Here is a 15,455-nt window from a genome sequence, read left to right on the forward strand (position 1 = left end):
TGGACCAAGCCCTACTACCCAGGCTTGTGACGAAGCCGATCCAGCGCGTCTCGAAGTGCATTGGCGGCATCGCCACGCTCGTCAGGGGACATCAGCTCCGGTTCAAGTTCCAACCTGAAGTGCGGCAGCTCGGTCCGAACAGCACGACGAGCGGCCGCCAAATTGGCCTTCAGATCGATGACGCGGTAGGTGGCGACGGGATAAGCGATCCCCTTGACCTGGACTTGCCCCAGTTCTTCACAGTCGATTGCGTCCTTCACTTGCGCAAACGTCTCGTAGGAAATGAGGATTGTCCCCGGCGGCGCCTCCTGCTCCAGGCGCGAGGCGAGATTCACGGCGCCGCCGATTATCGTGTAGTCCATCCGGTCCTCGCTGCCGAAGTTACCGACGGTGCAGTAGTCGGTATGGATGCCGATGCGACAGCGCAGCGGTGTTTCGATCCCCATGTCCCGCCAGACTTCGGCAAGCTCGCTAATCCGCTTTTGCATTGCAAGTGCCATCTGCGCGCAAGCCAGCGCGTCCTCCTTGACGCCGCGAGTCTCGGGATCGCCGAAAAACATCAGGATCGCGTCGCCGACATATTTGTCGATCGTCGCGCCGTGATCCGAAGCAATTTTCGACATTTCCGTCAAATAGTGATTGAGGAGTTGGGTGAGATCCTCGGATTCCATTTTGTCAGTGGTCTCGGTAAAGCCCGCGATATCGGAGAAGCATATTGTCAGTTTCTTCCGCTGGCTGGCGATCCTGACCTCCTGGCGGCCGGTGAATATCGAGCGATACACTTGGGGCGCCAGATACTTCGCCAGCTTGCTGGAAAGCGCCTCCAGAACCACGGATTTCTCGGCGAGGTTCTCCTCCCTTTGCTTCAGCTCAGTGATGTCCGAATAGACGGCGACCGTGCCGCCGGCGCTGATCCGCCGCTCGCTGATCATGACCCATCGCCCGTCGCCTCGCCGCTGCACCCAAGGTTCGCCAGGGTTGCGGTGCCGCGAGAGGCGCTCGGCGACCCACTCCTCGACCCGCCCCTCGGCGTCCCTGATGTAGCCGCGCTCAGCGGATCGGCGAATGATTTGCTCGAATATCGTGCCGGGCGTCAGTTCGGTCTCCAGACCGGCGTAGAGCAATTCGCGGTAGCGGCTGTTGCTGAGGACGAGCCGGTCCTCCCCGTCGTACAGAGCGAATCCTTCGGAGATGCTTTCGATGGCATCGATGAGCCGCTGACGAGCTTCCGCAACGTCGCGCAGGTTCTTTTCCTCGACCTCGACGGCAGTATCCCGGAAAAGTCTCAGCGCTTCGGCCATGCGCCCGATTTCGTCGCTGCCCGCGGCTGGCAGCGGCGCACGAAGGTTGCCCCCCGCAATCGCGAGCATGCCCTGGCTCACGGCCCCCAGTCGGGCGAGGAGGCTGCGGTCGACATAGAGCCAGACAACCAGAACCGAACTCAGGAGGCTGAGGAAGGCGGAGCCGAGCACAACCGCGGTGCCGTAGCGCTGGACGAGCGCGGCTTCGCGACCGGACGCAGCGATCTCCTGGTCTGCCGTGGCGACCAGGCGATCGACGCCAGCGGTGAGATTGCGCGACAGTCGATTGTTCTCGGCCAGAAGCCTTTCGCCCTGTGCCAGGACAGCAAACTCGTCCTCCCGCGCCTTGGGGATGCTGTCCTCGCCGTCGGTCAAGCCCTTGAACTCATCGACACGCTGCCGAAAGCGGGTCCGCAGCTTTTCGTCGATCTCCGTGGAAACCTTTTCAAGAGCAGTGAGCGAACGGCGTAGCGGAAAAAGGATCAACGCCAGGTCGCCCGGCGTCGGCGCGTTCGCGACCTTCACCAGCGCGTCGTTGACTGCCGAGATCTCCAGCTGCGCCTTCTGCTGGGGGATGTAGGCCGCAATCGCCTGGACCAGGTCGGCCATCGCCGCTGCGCGTCGATCGGGCGATAGCGACGTGTCGGCCGCGACCGCCCGCCATTGCGGCAGCCTGGAATCCATCACTAGGATGCCGGTGGCGACAAGGCGCTGGCTTCCGGTTGTCGTCGCGGCGAGGCGGTTCAGGAGCTCCTCCTTGCGGGCGACCACGTCGAGCCGGGCGACAACAAGAGAGTCGAGCTCCTTCAGGTTGCGCCTCAGAACAATCGCGGCTTCCTCAATCTCGGCCAAAGGCACTGTGCCCAACGTGGCATCCCGGAGGTCCGTGCGCAGGGCCTCGAGGCGGGACATCTCGAGCGCGACGGCAGCCGAGACCTCGCTGTGCTGAGCCCTGCTTGTCGCTGCCAGCACCGATGGCGCGGCAGCAGCGACCCGTTCGGCCTGGCGCGACAGCTGGAGGGAGGCGAGCGCCGACGGCACTCGATCCGTGGTAATTCGGTCCACGACGTCGCCAACCTGGAGGAAGGCATAAAGCGCCGCAGCCGTTGCCAGCACCGCAAGGGCGCTGATCCCGAAAAAGGCGAGCAACAGCCGGCCACGTATGCCGAGGCGTTCAAGCATCTCGGCGAGTCGGAACAGTCCGGCCACACTGGTCTGCATCAGACTAGACATCTCAGCCGGCACGCCGGCGATCAGCGAACCCTATTCAACCGGCACGTACTCTCCGCCGCGCCAGACGTACCAAACCCAGCTCTGCTTCGTGAGGTCGCCCTTGTCGTCGAAATCGACCCGGCCGATCACCGTGTCGAATTCCTGTTCGTGCAGTGCCGCAATGACGGCCTTCGGCTCCAGCGAACCTGCCTTCGAGACCGCCTGGGCCCAAACCTGGACCGCGCAGTAGCTCAACAGCGTGTAGCCCGCGGGTTCGAAATTCTCCGCACGGAACTGCTCAACGACCGCGGCCGCTTCGGGGCTTCGCCTCGCGTCCGCCGGGAACGTGAAGAGGGTCCCCTCCGCCGCGGGGCCGGCGATCAGGGCAAATTCCTCGGTCGCCAAAGCATCTCCGGATATGAGCTGAACCGTGTAGCCACTGTCGTGTGCAGCGCGAGCAATCAGCGCAACCTCGGCATGATACCCACCCACATATAAGGCGGAGACGCCGGCGGTCCGCAACGTAGCGACCTCGGCCGAATAGTCGTCCTTCCCGGGAATGTATGCGTCGTAAACGGCCTCAGTCACGCCCCGCTTGTGCAGCTGCTTCCTGGTCTCGTCGGCGAGACCCTTCCCATAGGTCGAGTTGTCGTGGAGGATCGCAATCTTCTTGTTGCCCCAGCGATCGGCAAGGTAGTTGCCAGCGATGAAACCTTGCGCGTCGTCGCGGCCAATGGTGCGAAAGACATTGGCACGGCCCTGTTCGGTCAGCTGCGGATTGGTCGAGCCTGGGGATATCTCAACGACGCCCGCCTCCTCGTACACTTTTGATGCGGGGATCGAGGCCCCGGAGCAATAATGCCCGACGACGAGCACGACCCCGTCAGCCACCAGCTTCTTGGCGGCCGCCACAGCTTGCTCGGGATCGCAGAAGTCGTCGACCGAGATGAGCCTCACCTTCTGGCCGAGCACGCCGCCCGCCGTGTTGACGTCGGCCACTGCCATCTCCGCGCCGCGCTGTCCCTGCTCGCCGATCCAGGCGAGCCGTCCCGTCATCGCAGCCGAGACGCCGATCAGCACCTCCGCCCGTGCGGAGCTGAACACGGCCGCGAGAACCAAGATCAGTATGGCGATGATGCGGTGCATGTGTGCACCCCCTTAACTGTAGCTTACGCCAATCCCGTCAAAGCCGACAGCCCCTTCGGCAAGCGCGACTGTCTCGGGCTGCTATTGCAGCGCACACCCAATTTGGCGAAGCAAGCATACACTGGAATGGCGTGTCATAACTTCGTTCGCTGAGGTCGGAATCGCGCGCCAAATCCGGACGTTACCACTGACCGGAGTGAGCGTCGTGATTGGGTCACGGAGCGTCATGCGACGCTCCCAACTGGATGACGGCAAAGGGTCGAACTCGGTCGTTCAGAGTGATTGGGTTTTGACCCAAGCATTCTGCAGCCAAGTGGAAACGCGCCTAAAATAAATAGTTAGAGCGGGATGCCCGCTTCAACTTGAACGCATCCCGCTCTAGCTGAAGCGGCTCCCGATAAGCCGGCTCCACTGCTCGCCCGCAAGGCCGTTCAGGAAGACTTGCGAGTTCTTCATCGCGTCCAAAAGCTCTGGATCGCGTGAATGTACCACCGTTGAGGCAACGGTCAGGAAAGCAATGCGTCGTCCAAGCATCGCCTCCAGAAGTGCAGGTTGAATACGTCCGCGCAGGCCGCTGACGCCGCGCGCGGCGGCGTGATCGATCAGGCAGTCAATCACCGGGCCCGCCTGGCCGGGAAGGGCGAAGATCTGCAGCACGCGACCAATTTCATACTTCCGTGCGTAGTAGGCGAAAGCGCCGACATTGGTGCCGACTGGCGACGTCACACAAACGTAGACAAGCTCCCCCAGATCCGGCTTTTGTGCCGCATCTGTCAGGATGTGGTCGAGTTGATCTTCCGTCCAGTCAGGCCGCAGGGCGAATTGAGCGGTAAACGGTTCGATGAGCCTGGCAAATGCATGGCTGTCGATTTCGGATGTACGAAATGCTCCGTGGCCTGCCCCGTCCACCGCCACACCCGACCAACGTCGTTCGCTGGACGTCATCCTTCTGCAGTAAAATCGGTCGACTGCACGCGCCAGCGGATTGAGCATTCGCGCAAGCGCCATGCGATTGGCGGAAAGGCTGAGCATGAAGGCCGCGGGGCGCATCACACGGACCCAGTCAAGGCTGTATTGCGGCAGGACCACGCCGCGCAGCCGGGTCCACAATTTCACGGAAATATCGTTGGCCGTCTCGCTGAAGGAGATGTCCTGCGGACCATCCAGGTAAGCTTTCAGCAAGCGGGCGCCGGCCAGCGGGTCGTGCTCATGGTCCTCGACCATGAGCGAGCTACAGATGGCCGCGCGTAGTTGTCGGCCGTTGAACGTCATCGGCAGGACGTGGACGCCGACAAATCCGGAGACGCGACCGGCGTCGTTGACATGGACAAGCGACCGGAGGTTGTCTGCGCAACCGGGCGCATCCAGATAAAACCGTTGCATGTATTCCACGAGAGAGGCCGGCGCTTCGGTCCTCTCCTTCAACAGCACGCGCTGAAACATGTTCGCAACTGCCGGGAGGTCGGCGCCTTGCAAGGCGCGAATGACGCTCAAGCCCGGCTCCCGCCACCAAAGTCCCATCCACCGAGCTTCCGGGCCAAGGCGACGCGAGGCACGAGAACATCGGGCGCGCGTTCCAACTCGACGCCCATGAAGCCGTGCAACCTCGGCCAGTTGGCATCGCCCCGGTGACCGAACGGAGTGCTGAATTGCTGCGGCAAGGTGGAACCCTTTGCTTGACCGACGAAAACCGGCGTCATTGCTGCTAGCAGATTCAGGTAAACCGATATTAAAGTCGTTGCTTTGAATGGTAGCGAACCGGGTTTGTCCGGGCCCCATAGCTGGACATCAGCAATTTTGGTTCCTGGCGGACTCTAAACGACCAGCGGCATGAGTTGCGTGCTGCGCGCCGAACCGTTTCGGCTGGCCAAAGTTTCGCGTGGCGGCTCTTGACTGGGAGCGCGGGCGTAATACGGTGAGGACAAATACCGGCTCCGACCGCCGGGCGGCAAGAATGCCTCGTATGCCTCGCCCTGCGGCGGTGGCTGCGGGGCATTGTCATTTTTGAGGCATTGCTTGAAACGGCATATCGACATCGGCATTCTCTATTCGCGGTCCGGCAACTACCGGCTGGTGTCCGAATCCTGCCGTGCGGGTGCGATGAACGCCATCGCCGACGTCAACGGCGATCTCGCTATCCCATTCGAATTCATCCCGATCGAGCGCGACCCGCAGGGCAACATCGATCGCTATGCAAGCGGCTGCGCGGACATTCTCGCCAACAGCGGCGCGCGTCACATCATTGGCTGCGTCACCTCGTGGAGCCGCAAGGAGGTCATTCCAATCCTGGAAAGGGCAGGCGGCACGCTGTGGTACGCCTGCCCGTACGAGGGCTTCGAAGCCAACGAGCATGTCGTCTACACACACGCCTGCCCCAATCAGCATCTCGTACCGCTGCTCGCCTATGTCGTGCCTCGTTTCGGCGCCGATGGCTTCCTGCTCGGTTCCAACTACATCTGGGGCTGGGAGACCAACCGCGTGGCGCGCGACCTGATTGCGGACGCTGGCGGCAAGGTGCTGGGCGAACGCTATCTGCCGCTCGGCGAGGTCGATGTTGCGCGGCTGATCGCGGAGATACAGGCGACGAGACCTGATTTCATTCTGAACAATCTCATCGGCCCTTCTTCTTATGCCTTCATCGCTGCCTATGCGGAGCTTGGCCGGCGCGACCCGCATTTCAGGCCGGAGCGTTGCCCGATCCTGTCCTGCAATCTCACGGAATGCGAATTGCCGGCGCTCAACGGGGCAGGCGATGGCCACCTTTCCGTTGGGCCCTATTTTCACGACATCTCGGGGGCGGATCGCGGTGCGGTTCCAGTGCCTTCCGTCATGCCGGCCTCATCCTTCGAGGCGGCGGCTTATGCCTCGGTGCGCATGCTCGCCGAGATCCTCACCCTTAACCCCGGTGCACAATGGACGGACCTTCCCAAGGTCTTTTCCGAAACATCATTTCGAACGCCGCTGGGCGACATCGCCATCGACCAGCAAACCCAGCATGCTACCTTGCCGGTGCTAATCGGACGTATCGATGGAACATCGTTCAAAACGGTCACACTGACGAAGGGCGTGGCACCCGATCCCTACCTTTCCCGCTATGACCGGACGGAGACGTTCGGGCGGCCACGCCTGCGGGTGGTGTCGTGAGCAAGATGGCGCGTATCCCGAACCTTGGAGGCGCCAGGGCTTTTGTCCTGCATCGTCCACATCCGACCGTGCAGGCGATCACAAGGCAATTGTCGGCCATCGGCCTTGAGGCGATTGGCTTCTGGCCGGAACTGCCGGCCGAAGCCTTGGCGGCGGACTTCGTCTTCTTCGACGTCGATCTCGGCTTTGACGAGCAATTTCCGTGGAAGCCGGGCGAGGCGCCGATGCCGCTGATAGCACTGATCGGCTCCGAGGCGCCGGGGCGCGTCGAATGGGCATTGTCGCACAAGGCCGATGCGCAGTTGCTGAAACCGGTCGGCAATGCCGGCGTCTATAGCGCACTTTTAATCGCAAGGCAGAGTTTCGAGGCGCGCAAGCTTCTGGCCAGCGAGATTGCCTCGCTTCGTCAGCGGGTCGCGGAGCGCCAGACCATCGTACGCGCGGTAGAGGTCTTGTCGAAGGGCGCCGAGGACGGCCGTGCCTATGCGCAGCTCCGCTCGCTGGCGATGAGCTGGCAAATCAGTGTCGAGGAAGCCGCGCGCAGGATCGTGGCGATGACACAAGAAGAAGGCGACGATGACCAATCCGATCGCGCCTGAGCTTTCGGCCGCCGGGCGTATGCCAGCCAAGCCTCGCGCCGGCGTCTGGCGACGTCTGCTAAAACGGCCTCTCGCTTTGCTCGGCCTCGGGATTATTGCCGTTGTCTTGGCCGGCGCCATTCTTGCACCGTGGCTGACAGGCTACGATCCAAACGAGCAGATGTTCGACGGGCTCACGCTTGAAGGCGCGCCACTGCCGCCGGGAGCCCAGTTCTGGCTGGGCACCGACCTGCTTGGCCGCGACCTGCTGACCCGTCTCCTATTCGGCGCGCGCACGTCGCTGATCATCGGCATCGTCGCCAATGGCGTGGCGCTTCTGATCGGCACGCTGGTCGGCATCACCGCCGGCTATTTCCGCGGCTGGATCGGCAGCGCGCTTATGCGCTTCACCGATTTGATGATGGCTTTCCCGGCGCTGCTGCTCGCCATCTGCCTGGCGGCGGTGCTCCAGCCGAGCCTGTGGATCGTCGCCATGGTGATCGCATTGGTGAACTGGGTGCAGACCGCCCGCGTCATCTACACCGAGACAAGTTCGCTCTCCGAACGCGAGTTCATCGATGCCGAGCGCACCATCGGCGCTAGCGCTCCACGCATCCTGTTCCGCCATATCCTGCCACATCTTTTGCCGACGATCATCGTCTGGGGCACGCTCGGTATTTCGACCACGGTGCTGCTCGAAGCGACGCTCAGCTATCTCGGCATCGGCGTGCAACCGCCGACCGCGTCATGGGGCAACATCATCTTCGAGAACCAGACCTATTTCCAGGCCGCGCCCTGGCTGGTCTTCTTTCCCGGTGCGGCGATCCTGGCACTGGCGCTGGCCTTCAACCTGATCGGTGACGCACTGCGCGACATCCTCGATCCGACGCAAAGGGGGCGGGCATGATCGCCTATCTCGGCCGCCGCGTTGTCCAGTCGGTGCTCATCTTGCTCGGCGTCTCTCTGATCACCTTTGCGCTGCTCTACCTGCTGCCCGCCGATCCCGTCCGCCAGATCGCCGGCCGCAGCGCCACACCCGAGACGGTCGAAAACATCCGCCGGCAGCTCGGCCTCGACCAGCCCTTCGTCGTCCAGTATTGGCACTATCTGACCAGCCTTCTCAGCGGCGATCTGGGGCGCTCCTACATTCAGCGCTCGGAGGTCACGGAGCTTATCGTCTCGCGGCTGCCGGCAAGCCTGCTGCTGATGGTCGGCGCCATTGCCTGCGAAGTCGTGATCGGGCTGACGATGGGCCTCATCGCCGCCGTCAAGCGTGGCACCGCCACCGACCAGTCGCTGATGGTCGCCTCCTTCGTTGGCGTCTCGGCGCCGCAATTCGTCGTCGGCCTGATGCTGCTTTATGTGTTCGCGGTGCGGCTCGGCTGGTTCCCGATCGGCGGTTACGGCACCTGGCGTCATCTGGTGCTGCCGTCGCTGACCATGGGAATTCTCGGCGCCGGCTGGTACGCCCGCATGATGCGCTCGTCGATGATCGACGTGCTGCGCCAGGACTACGTGCGTACCGCGCGTGCCAAGGGTCTTGCACGCAGCGCCATTATCCTCCGGCACGCGCTGCCCAACGCCATCCTGCCGGTCATCGCCATGATCGGCATCGATATCGGCATCTTCATGGGCGGCATCGTGGTTGTCGAAAGCGTGTTCGGCTGGCCAGGCATCGGCCAGCTAGCCTGGCAGGCCATTCAGCGCATCGACATTCCGATCATCATGGGGGTCACCCTGGTTTCGGCCTTTGCCATCGTGCTCGGCAATCTCCTGGCCGACACTGTCGCACCGTTCATCGATCCACGCATCAAGCTCAGATGAAAACCAAGAAAACCAGAGAAAGGGAACATGACATGAGAAAATATCTAATATCGACCGTGGCGGCATCGGCGCTTGCGCTGGTGCTTGGCATGACAAGCGTACGTGCCGAAGACGCCGTCGATCCGAATGCCAAGCAGGGCGGCGCGATCACCATCACCTACAAGGACGACGTCGCCACGCTCGATCCGGCCATCGGCTATGACTGGCAGAACTGGTCGATGATCAAGAGCCTGTTCGACGGGCTGATGGACTACGAGCCGGGCACCACCAACCTGCGGCCCGACCTTGCCGAGAGCTACGAGATTGCGCCCGACGGCAAGACCTTCACCTTCAAGCTGCGCCACGGAGTGAAGTTCCACAATGGCCGCGAGATGACCGCCGACGACGTGAAATATTCGCTCGACCGGGTCACCAATCCAAAGACACAGAGCCCGGGTGCCGGTTTCTTCGGCTCGATCAAAGGCTATGACAACGTCGCTGCCGGCAAGGCGGAGAGCCTGGCGGGCATAACCGTCGTCGATCCCTACACGATCAAGTTCGAGCTGACCCGGCCCGACGCCACCTTCCTGCATGTCATGGCGATCAACTTCTCGCATGTGGTGCCGAAGGAAGAAGTCGAAAAATACGGCGCAGACTTCGGCAAACATCCGGTCGGAACCGGCGCCTTCAAGCTCGCCGAATGGACGCTCGGCCAGCGCGTCGTATTCGAGCGCAACCCGGATTACTGGCACGAGGGTCTGCCGCATCTCGACAAGATCACCTTTGAGATCGGCCAGGAGCCGATCGTGGCGCTGCTGCGGCTCCAGAAAGGCGAGATCGACGTTCCCGGCGACGGCATTCCGCCGGCGAAATTCCAGGAGGTGATGGCCGATCCCGAGCAGAAGGCCCGTGTCGTCGAGGGCGGCCAGTTGCACACCGGCTATATCACCATGAATACCACCATGGCGCCCTTCGACAACGTGAAGGTGCGGCAGGCGGTCAACATGGCGATCAACAAGGACCGCATCGTCCAGCTGATCAACAACCGTGCGGTGCCGGCCAATCAGCCGTTGCCGCCGTCGATGCCTGGCTATGACAAGGAATTCAAGGGCTATCCCTATGACGTGGCCAAGGCCAAGGCCTTGCTTGCCGAGGCCGGGCATCCCGACGGATTTGACACGCAGCTGTTTGCCATGAACACCGATCCCAACCCGCGCATCGCGCAGGCCATTCAGCAGGATCTGGCGGCGGTCGGCATCAAGGCCAGCATCCAGTCGCTCGCGCAGGCCAACGTCATCGCCGCCGGCGGCGACAAGGCGGGTGCGCCGATGATCTGGTCCGGCGGCATGGCCTGGATCGCCGACTTCCCCGATCCGTCGAACTTCTACGGCCCGATCCTCGGCTGTGCTGGTGCCGTCCCGGGCGGCTGGAACTGGTCGTGGTATTGCAACAAGGCGCTCGACGCCAAGGCGGCCGAAGCCGACTCCATCGTCGACCCGGCCAGGGCTGGCGAACGCGCCAAGATGTGGAGCGAGATCTACGGCAAGATCATGGAAGACGCGCCCTGGGCACCGGTCTTCAACGAGCAGCGTTTCACCATGAAATCAACCCGCATGGGTGGCGCCGACAACCTCTATGTCGACCCGGTCCACATCCCGATCAACTACGACAATGTGTATGTGACCGATGTGCAATAACTGCGACTACACCATCCACGGGCGCCACCATCATTTCGGCTGGGACAATTCCTTTGTCCCGGCCGAACGGGTGGCGCCAGGGGCGACGATCGAGTTCCAGTGCTTGGAGTCGTCCGGCGGGCAGCTGACGATGGAGAGCACCATCGACGACGTTGCTTTGCTCGACTTTGCCAAGGTGAACCCGGTCACTGGGCCAATCTATGTCGACGGGGCAGAACCGGGCGATGCCCTGAAAATCACCATCGAGGCGTTCAAGCCATCAGGCTTCGGTTGGACGGCGAACATCCCGGGATTCGGTCTGCTGGCGAATGACTTCTCCCAACCGGCACTGAATATCTGGAAGTACGACGCCGCCTCGCTCGAACCGGCGCTGTTCGGCAAGAGCGGCCGGGTGCCGCTCAAGCCCTTCGCCGGCACCATCGGCAATGCCCCGGCTGAGCCGGGTCTGCATTCGGTGGTTCCGCCGCGGCGCGTGGGCGGCAACCTGGATATCCGCGATCTCGCCGCCGGCACGGTGCTCTACCTGCCCGTAGAGGTCGCGGGCGCGTTGTTCTCGGTCGGCGACACGCACGCCGCGCAAGGCGATGGCGAGGTCTGCGGCACGGCGATCGAGAGCCCCATGAACGCCGTGCTGACGCTCGATCTGGTCAAGGATGCCCGGCTGCGGACGCCGCGTTTCACAACGCCCGGTCCGGTGTCGCGGCATCTCGACGCCAAGGGCTACGAGGTGACAACCGGTATCGGGCCGGATCTGATGGACGGCGCCAGGAGCGCCGTTTCCCAGATGATCGACCTGCTCTCCGGCCGCTACCGCATGGATCCGGTAGATGCCTATATGCTCGTCTCGGTTTGCGGTGACCTGCGCATCAGCGAGATCGTCGACATGCCCAACTGGGTGGTTTCGTTCTACTTCCCCCGCTGCGTCTTTGAATGAAGGTGGAGGACATCAAACGATCCGGGCAGGCCGCCGCGGAGAGTGGCTCTGTCAGGCCGGTACTCAGCGTCTCAGGTCTGAGCGTCGCCGTGCGCGGCGAGGAGGGCGAGCGCGACGTCGTTTCCGACCTGACATTCGGCCTGATGCGCGGCGAAACGCTTTGCATCGCCGGCGAGTCCGGTTCCGGCAAGTCGATGACGGCGCTGGCCATCATGGGCTTGCTGCCGCAGCCGGCGGCACGCATCGGATCAGGCTCCATCCGGCTCGGCGATCAGGATCTCGCCGCTCTCAGCGAGAGCGGCATGCGCCGCATCCGCGGCAACCGTATTGCCATGATCTTTCAGGAACCGATGACATCGCTCAATCCGGTTCTGTCCGTCGGCCGTCAGCTCACGGAGGCGATCGAGGCACACACCTCGATGTCGCGCTCCAACTCGCGGCTGAGGGCGCTCGAGGCGCTGAAGGCAGTCCGAATTCCGGATGCCGAACGGCGGCTCGAGCACTATCCGCACGAACTCTCAGGCGGCATGCGCCAGCGCGTGATGATTGCCATGGCTCTGGCCCTGAACCCGGACGTGCTGATCGCCGATGAGCCGACGACCGCCCTCGATGTTACGGTTCAGGGCGAGGTGCTGGAGCTGCTGCGCGACCTGCAGCGCGAGCACGGCACCAGTGTTATCCTGATCACGCACGACATGGGCGTCGTCGCCGAGATGGCGGACCGCGTCATCGTCATGCGCGACGGCCGGATGGTCGAGCAGGGCAGGGCGGCTGACATCTTCAATCGCCCGCAGGCCGACTATACACGCGAGCTTCTGGCCGCCGTGCCGCGCATTGGCGGCGGACGGACCGTCGAAGAACGACAAGACGCCGCCAACATGCCGGCCGAGCTTGTATCTGTCAGCGATCTTCACGTCCGCTTCGACCTGCACGGCGGCTTCTTCGGCCGCGTTGACCGCAGGGTGCACGCGGTCGAAGGCGTCAGTTTCTCGATCGCGCCGCACGAAACCCTGTCGCTGGTCGGCGAATCGGGCTGCGGCAAGTCGACGACGGCCAAGGCGATCGCCGGGCTGGTGCCCTACACCGGCAGCATTTCAATCGGCGGCCAGGACTTGTCGGCGCTCAGCCGCAAGGAGCGCAAGGCTGTCCGCCGCAATGTGCAGATGATCTTTCAGGATCCCTTCGCGTCCCTCGATCCGCGCATGCGGGTCGGCGATCTCGTCGCCGAGCCTCTGCTGATCCACGGCCTCGGCGACAGAGAGCAACGGCATGCCCAGATCGCCGCCCTGTTCGAACGCGTCGGCCTCTCGGCTGACCAGATGGAGCGCTATCCCCACGAATTCTCCGGCGGGCAGCGCCAGCGAATCTGCATTGCGCGGGCGCTGGCGCTGCGACCAAAGCTGATCATTGCCGACGAGAGCGTCTCTGCTCTCGACGTGTCGGTGCAGGCGCGCGTGTTAAGATTGCTGAAGGAGCTGCAGCGCGAATTCGGCGTCGCATATCTCTTCATCTCGCACGACATGGCGGTGGTCGAGAACATCTCCGATCGCGTGGCGGTAATGTATCTGGGGCAGATCGTCGAGATGGGCACCCGCGACCAGATCTTCTCCAACCCGCGCCATCCTTACACAAAGCGGCTGATCGAAGCCGTTCCGGTTCCCGATCCAGGCCGGCGCCGCGCCCGGTTCGCCCGTTTGGACAGCGAAATTCCAAGCGCTGTGCGGCGCATCGGTGACGAGCCCCGGAAACTCAAGCTCGAAGATGTTGGCGACGGCCACCTCGTCGCCACTTGATCGAGCTTAGGCTGCCTCGTGCAGCCAATCCCGCAGAGGCTCGGGGAAAGCTGCATATGTGATGTTCGAGCGGAGGAAAATGATCGGCGATGGCGCTGCCGCGGCAGCGCCGTTCGGCGATGCCGAGTTGGCAACATCACCCGTTTACACCTGACATGTTAGCGTGCTAACGCTACATCCACATTGATTTCAACGGAGATCGTATTGGCTTCCCGCTTTGGTCTTTCGGTTGCCCTGACCACACCCTTCGACCCGTCGGGGCAGATAGCGCTCGCGCCGATGATCGCGCATGCCCGAGCCTGCCTTGGTGCCGGCTGCAGCAGCGCGACGCTGTTCGGCACCACCGGCGAAGGAGCCTCGGTCGGCACCGACGAGCGACGGATCGTCACCGAGGCCATGCTGGCGGCCGGTATTCCGCCACATCAGCTCGTCGCCGGAGTGCTGGTCGATGCAGCCGAAGATGCCGCCGATCAGGCCCGGCACGCTTTGCAGCGCGGCGTTCGCAACATTCTGCTCGCTCCGCCGAGCTACTTCAAGAATGTCGGCGAGGACGGGCTGTTCGGATGGTTTTCCGCCGTCTTCGCCGCACTCGGTCCGCTGGCGCGCGACGTGCTGCTCTATAACATCCCCTCAGTCACCATGGTGCCGCTCCCGCTTGGGCTGATCGGCCGGCTGCGCGCCGCCTTTCCCGCTGTGGTGGCCGGGGTGAAGGATTCCGGCGGGGACTGGAGCTACAGTGAGGCGCTGCTTGAGGCGCACGGCGATCTGGTGATCCTCATCGGCGACGAACGGCATCTGGCGAGAAGCGTGCGCCGCGGCGGACAGGGCGCGATTTCCGGCATGGCCAATTTTGTTACCGGCGAAATCCGGGCAATGGTCGAAAACGGGGGCGACGACCCACGCGTCGAAGACTTCGTGCTCGAATTGCTCAAATACCCGGTCACGCCGGCGGTGAAGGTCATGGTCGCGCGCAAGACCGGCGACGAGCGCTGGCTGGCGGTCCGTCCGCCCCTGGAGGCGATCGATCCGCAGGGACAGCGGCAGCTTGCCGCTGCCTACGACAGGCTGTTTGCGACAGAGGCGGCCTGACCGACAAGGCCAGGCTGACCGACAAGGAAGCGAGCTTAAGTGGAAGACGGCAGCGAACCGATCACTCTCCGGGAGAAGGCCTATGCCAGCTTCACGCGGCATTTGCTGGCCCGCGATCTGCGGCCGGGGCAGTTCGTGTCACAGCGCGAACTGGTCGCTTTCACCGGGCTGCCGCTGGGTGCCATTCGCGAGATCGTCCCGCGTCTCGAGGCCGAGGGACTGCTGACCACCATCCCGCAGCGCGGCATGCAGATCGCGCATATCGATATCAATCTGATCCGCGAGGCGTTCCAGTTTCGGTTGTTCATGGAACGCGAGGCAGTGGCGCTATTCACGACCAGCGCTTCTGATGCCGAACTTGCCCGCATGCGGCGCGAACATGAAGAGATGCTGGCTCAAGCTCTCGGGCAGGCGCCGACGCCGGAAATGGAAGCCAAGGCCCAGAACATCGACTGGGCGATGCACGACACCTTCATCAATGCGCTCGGCAACGAGATTATCGCCAAGGCCTATCTGGTCAACTCCGTGAAAATCCGGCTGATCCACCAGGAGCGTTTCCGCATCGACGGTCGTGTGGTGCCGGTGATGCGCGAACATTTGGCGGTCATCGAAGCCATGGAGAGCCGCAATCCGCAAAAAGCGGTTGAAGCGATCAGTCTGCATATCGACAATGCGCGCCGGCTGGCGCTCCAGATCTGAGGAAATATAGCCGCGCCGCGGTTCGCGGCGCATCCACAACGACAGCAACCGGGAGGAAG

Annotated in this window: 12 protein-coding genes; 9 read left to right on the forward strand and 3 right to left on the reverse strand. The window is 63.0% G+C overall.

What is annotated here, in order from left to right; all coding sequences use genetic code 11:
• Positions 1-14: 14 nt before the first annotated feature.
• From NKI41_RS02345 to NKI41_RS02355, 3 genes are all read right to left on the reverse strand, one after another.
• A complete protein-coding gene (locus NKI41_RS02345) occupies positions 15-2,483 on the reverse strand; it encodes an adenylate/guanylate cyclase domain-containing protein (RefSeq protein WP_352470705.1) in 2,469 nt (822 codons plus the stop codon).
• An 81-nt stretch (positions 2,484-2,564) separates the two neighbouring features.
• On the reverse strand, positions 2,565-3,659 hold the full coding sequence (locus tag NKI41_RS02350) for a branched-chain amino acid ABC transporter substrate-binding protein (RefSeq protein WP_352470633.1): 1,095 nt from the start codon (positions 3,657-3,659) through the stop codon (positions 2,565-2,567).
• A 378-nt stretch (positions 3,660-4,037) separates the two neighbouring features.
• Positions 4,038-5,153 carry a hypothetical protein gene (locus tag NKI41_RS02355; protein WP_352470632.1) on the reverse strand — a complete coding sequence of 372 codons (1,116 nt, stop codon included), beginning with the start codon at positions 5,151-5,153 and terminating at the stop codon, positions 4,038-4,040.
• Between the two features lie 522 nt (positions 5,154-5,675).
• Here NKI41_RS02355 and NKI41_RS02360 point away from each other — a divergent pair.
• The 9 genes from NKI41_RS02360 to NKI41_RS02400 all read left to right on the forward strand — a co-directional run bounded on the left by NKI41_RS02360 (position 5,676) and on the right by NKI41_RS02400 (position 15,396).
• Entirely contained in the window at positions 5,676-6,803 is a 1,128-nt protein-coding gene (locus NKI41_RS02360; RefSeq protein WP_352470631.1) for a transporter substrate-binding protein, read from the forward strand.
• Positions 6,800-7,402, forward strand: a complete 603-nt coding sequence (locus NKI41_RS02365) for an ANTAR domain-containing response regulator (RefSeq protein ID WP_352455770.1) — start codon at positions 6,800-6,802, stop codon at positions 7,400-7,402. Before NKI41_RS02360 ends, NKI41_RS02365 begins: the two co-directional genes overlap by 4 nt.
• Positions 7,403-7,421: 19 nt before the next feature.
• Entirely contained in the window at positions 7,422-8,288 is an 867-nt protein-coding gene (locus NKI41_RS02370; RefSeq protein ID WP_352470704.1) for an ABC transporter permease, read from the forward strand.
• Positions 8,285-9,205, forward strand: coding sequence for an ABC transporter permease (locus NKI41_RS02375; RefSeq protein WP_352470630.1), 921 nt, complete (start codon positions 8,285-8,287; stop codon positions 9,203-9,205). Before NKI41_RS02370 ends, NKI41_RS02375 begins: the two co-directional genes overlap by 4 nt.
• A gap of 32 nt (positions 9,206-9,237) precedes the next feature.
• Positions 9,238-10,881 carry an ABC transporter substrate-binding protein gene (locus NKI41_RS02380; RefSeq protein ID WP_352470629.1) on the forward strand — a complete coding sequence of 548 codons (1,644 nt, stop codon included), beginning with the start codon at positions 9,238-9,240 and terminating at the stop codon, positions 10,879-10,881.
• Complete coding sequence (locus NKI41_RS02385; RefSeq protein WP_352681176.1) at positions 10,871-11,815, forward strand: acetamidase/formamidase family protein; 945 nt, start codon at positions 10,871-10,873, stop codon at positions 11,813-11,815. Before NKI41_RS02380 ends, NKI41_RS02385 begins: the two co-directional genes overlap by 11 nt.
• Entirely contained in the window at positions 11,812-13,608 is a 1,797-nt protein-coding gene (locus NKI41_RS02390; RefSeq protein ID WP_352681178.1) for an ABC transporter ATP-binding protein, read from the forward strand. The genes NKI41_RS02385 and NKI41_RS02390 overlap by 4 nt, the downstream gene beginning before the upstream one ends.
• A 204-nt stretch (positions 13,609-13,812) precedes the next feature.
• Positions 13,813-14,697: a dihydrodipicolinate synthase family protein gene (locus tag NKI41_RS02395; protein ID WP_031211068.1), complete on the forward strand. Its 885-nt coding sequence runs from the start codon at positions 13,813-13,815 to the stop codon at positions 14,695-14,697.
• A 39-nt stretch (positions 14,698-14,736) separates the two neighbouring features.
• Entirely contained in the window at positions 14,737-15,396 is a 660-nt protein-coding gene (locus tag NKI41_RS02400; RefSeq protein WP_023674176.1) for a GntR family transcriptional regulator, read from the forward strand.
• Positions 15,397-15,455 lie beyond the last annotated feature (59 nt).

This window comes from Mesorhizobium sp. M0601 (genome assembly GCF_040320845.1).
In the GTDB taxonomy this organism is placed as follows: domain Bacteria; phylum Pseudomonadota; class Alphaproteobacteria; order Rhizobiales; family Rhizobiaceae; genus Mesorhizobium.

What these genes read in the sequence shown, in the direction of transcription:
- NKI41_RS02380 (WP_352470629.1), top strand. Translation starts at nt 9,238, where the DNA reads ATGAGAAAATATCTAATATCGACCGTGGCGGCATCGGCGCTTGCGCTG.
- NKI41_RS02370 (WP_352470704.1), top strand. Translation starts at nt 7,422, where the DNA reads ATGCCAGCCAAGCCTCGCGCCGGCGTCTGGCGACGTCTGCTAAAACGG.
- NKI41_RS02385 (WP_352681176.1), top strand. Translation starts at nt 10,871, where the DNA reads ATGTGCAATAACTGCGACTACACCATCCACGGGCGCCACCATCATTTC.
- NKI41_RS02345 (WP_352470705.1), bottom strand. Translation starts at nt 2,483, where the DNA reads ATGCTTGAACGCCTCGGCATACGTGGCCGGCTGTTGCTCGCCTTTTTC.
- NKI41_RS02350 (WP_352470633.1), bottom strand. Translation starts at nt 3,659, where the DNA reads ATGCACCGCATCATCGCCATACTGATCTTGGTTCTCGCGGCCGTGTTC.
- NKI41_RS02375 (WP_352470630.1), top strand. Translation starts at nt 8,285, where the DNA reads ATGATCGCCTATCTCGGCCGCCGCGTTGTCCAGTCGGTGCTCATCTTG.
- NKI41_RS02390 (WP_352681178.1), top strand. Translation starts at nt 11,812, where the DNA reads ATGAAGGTGGAGGACATCAAACGATCCGGGCAGGCCGCCGCGGAGAGT.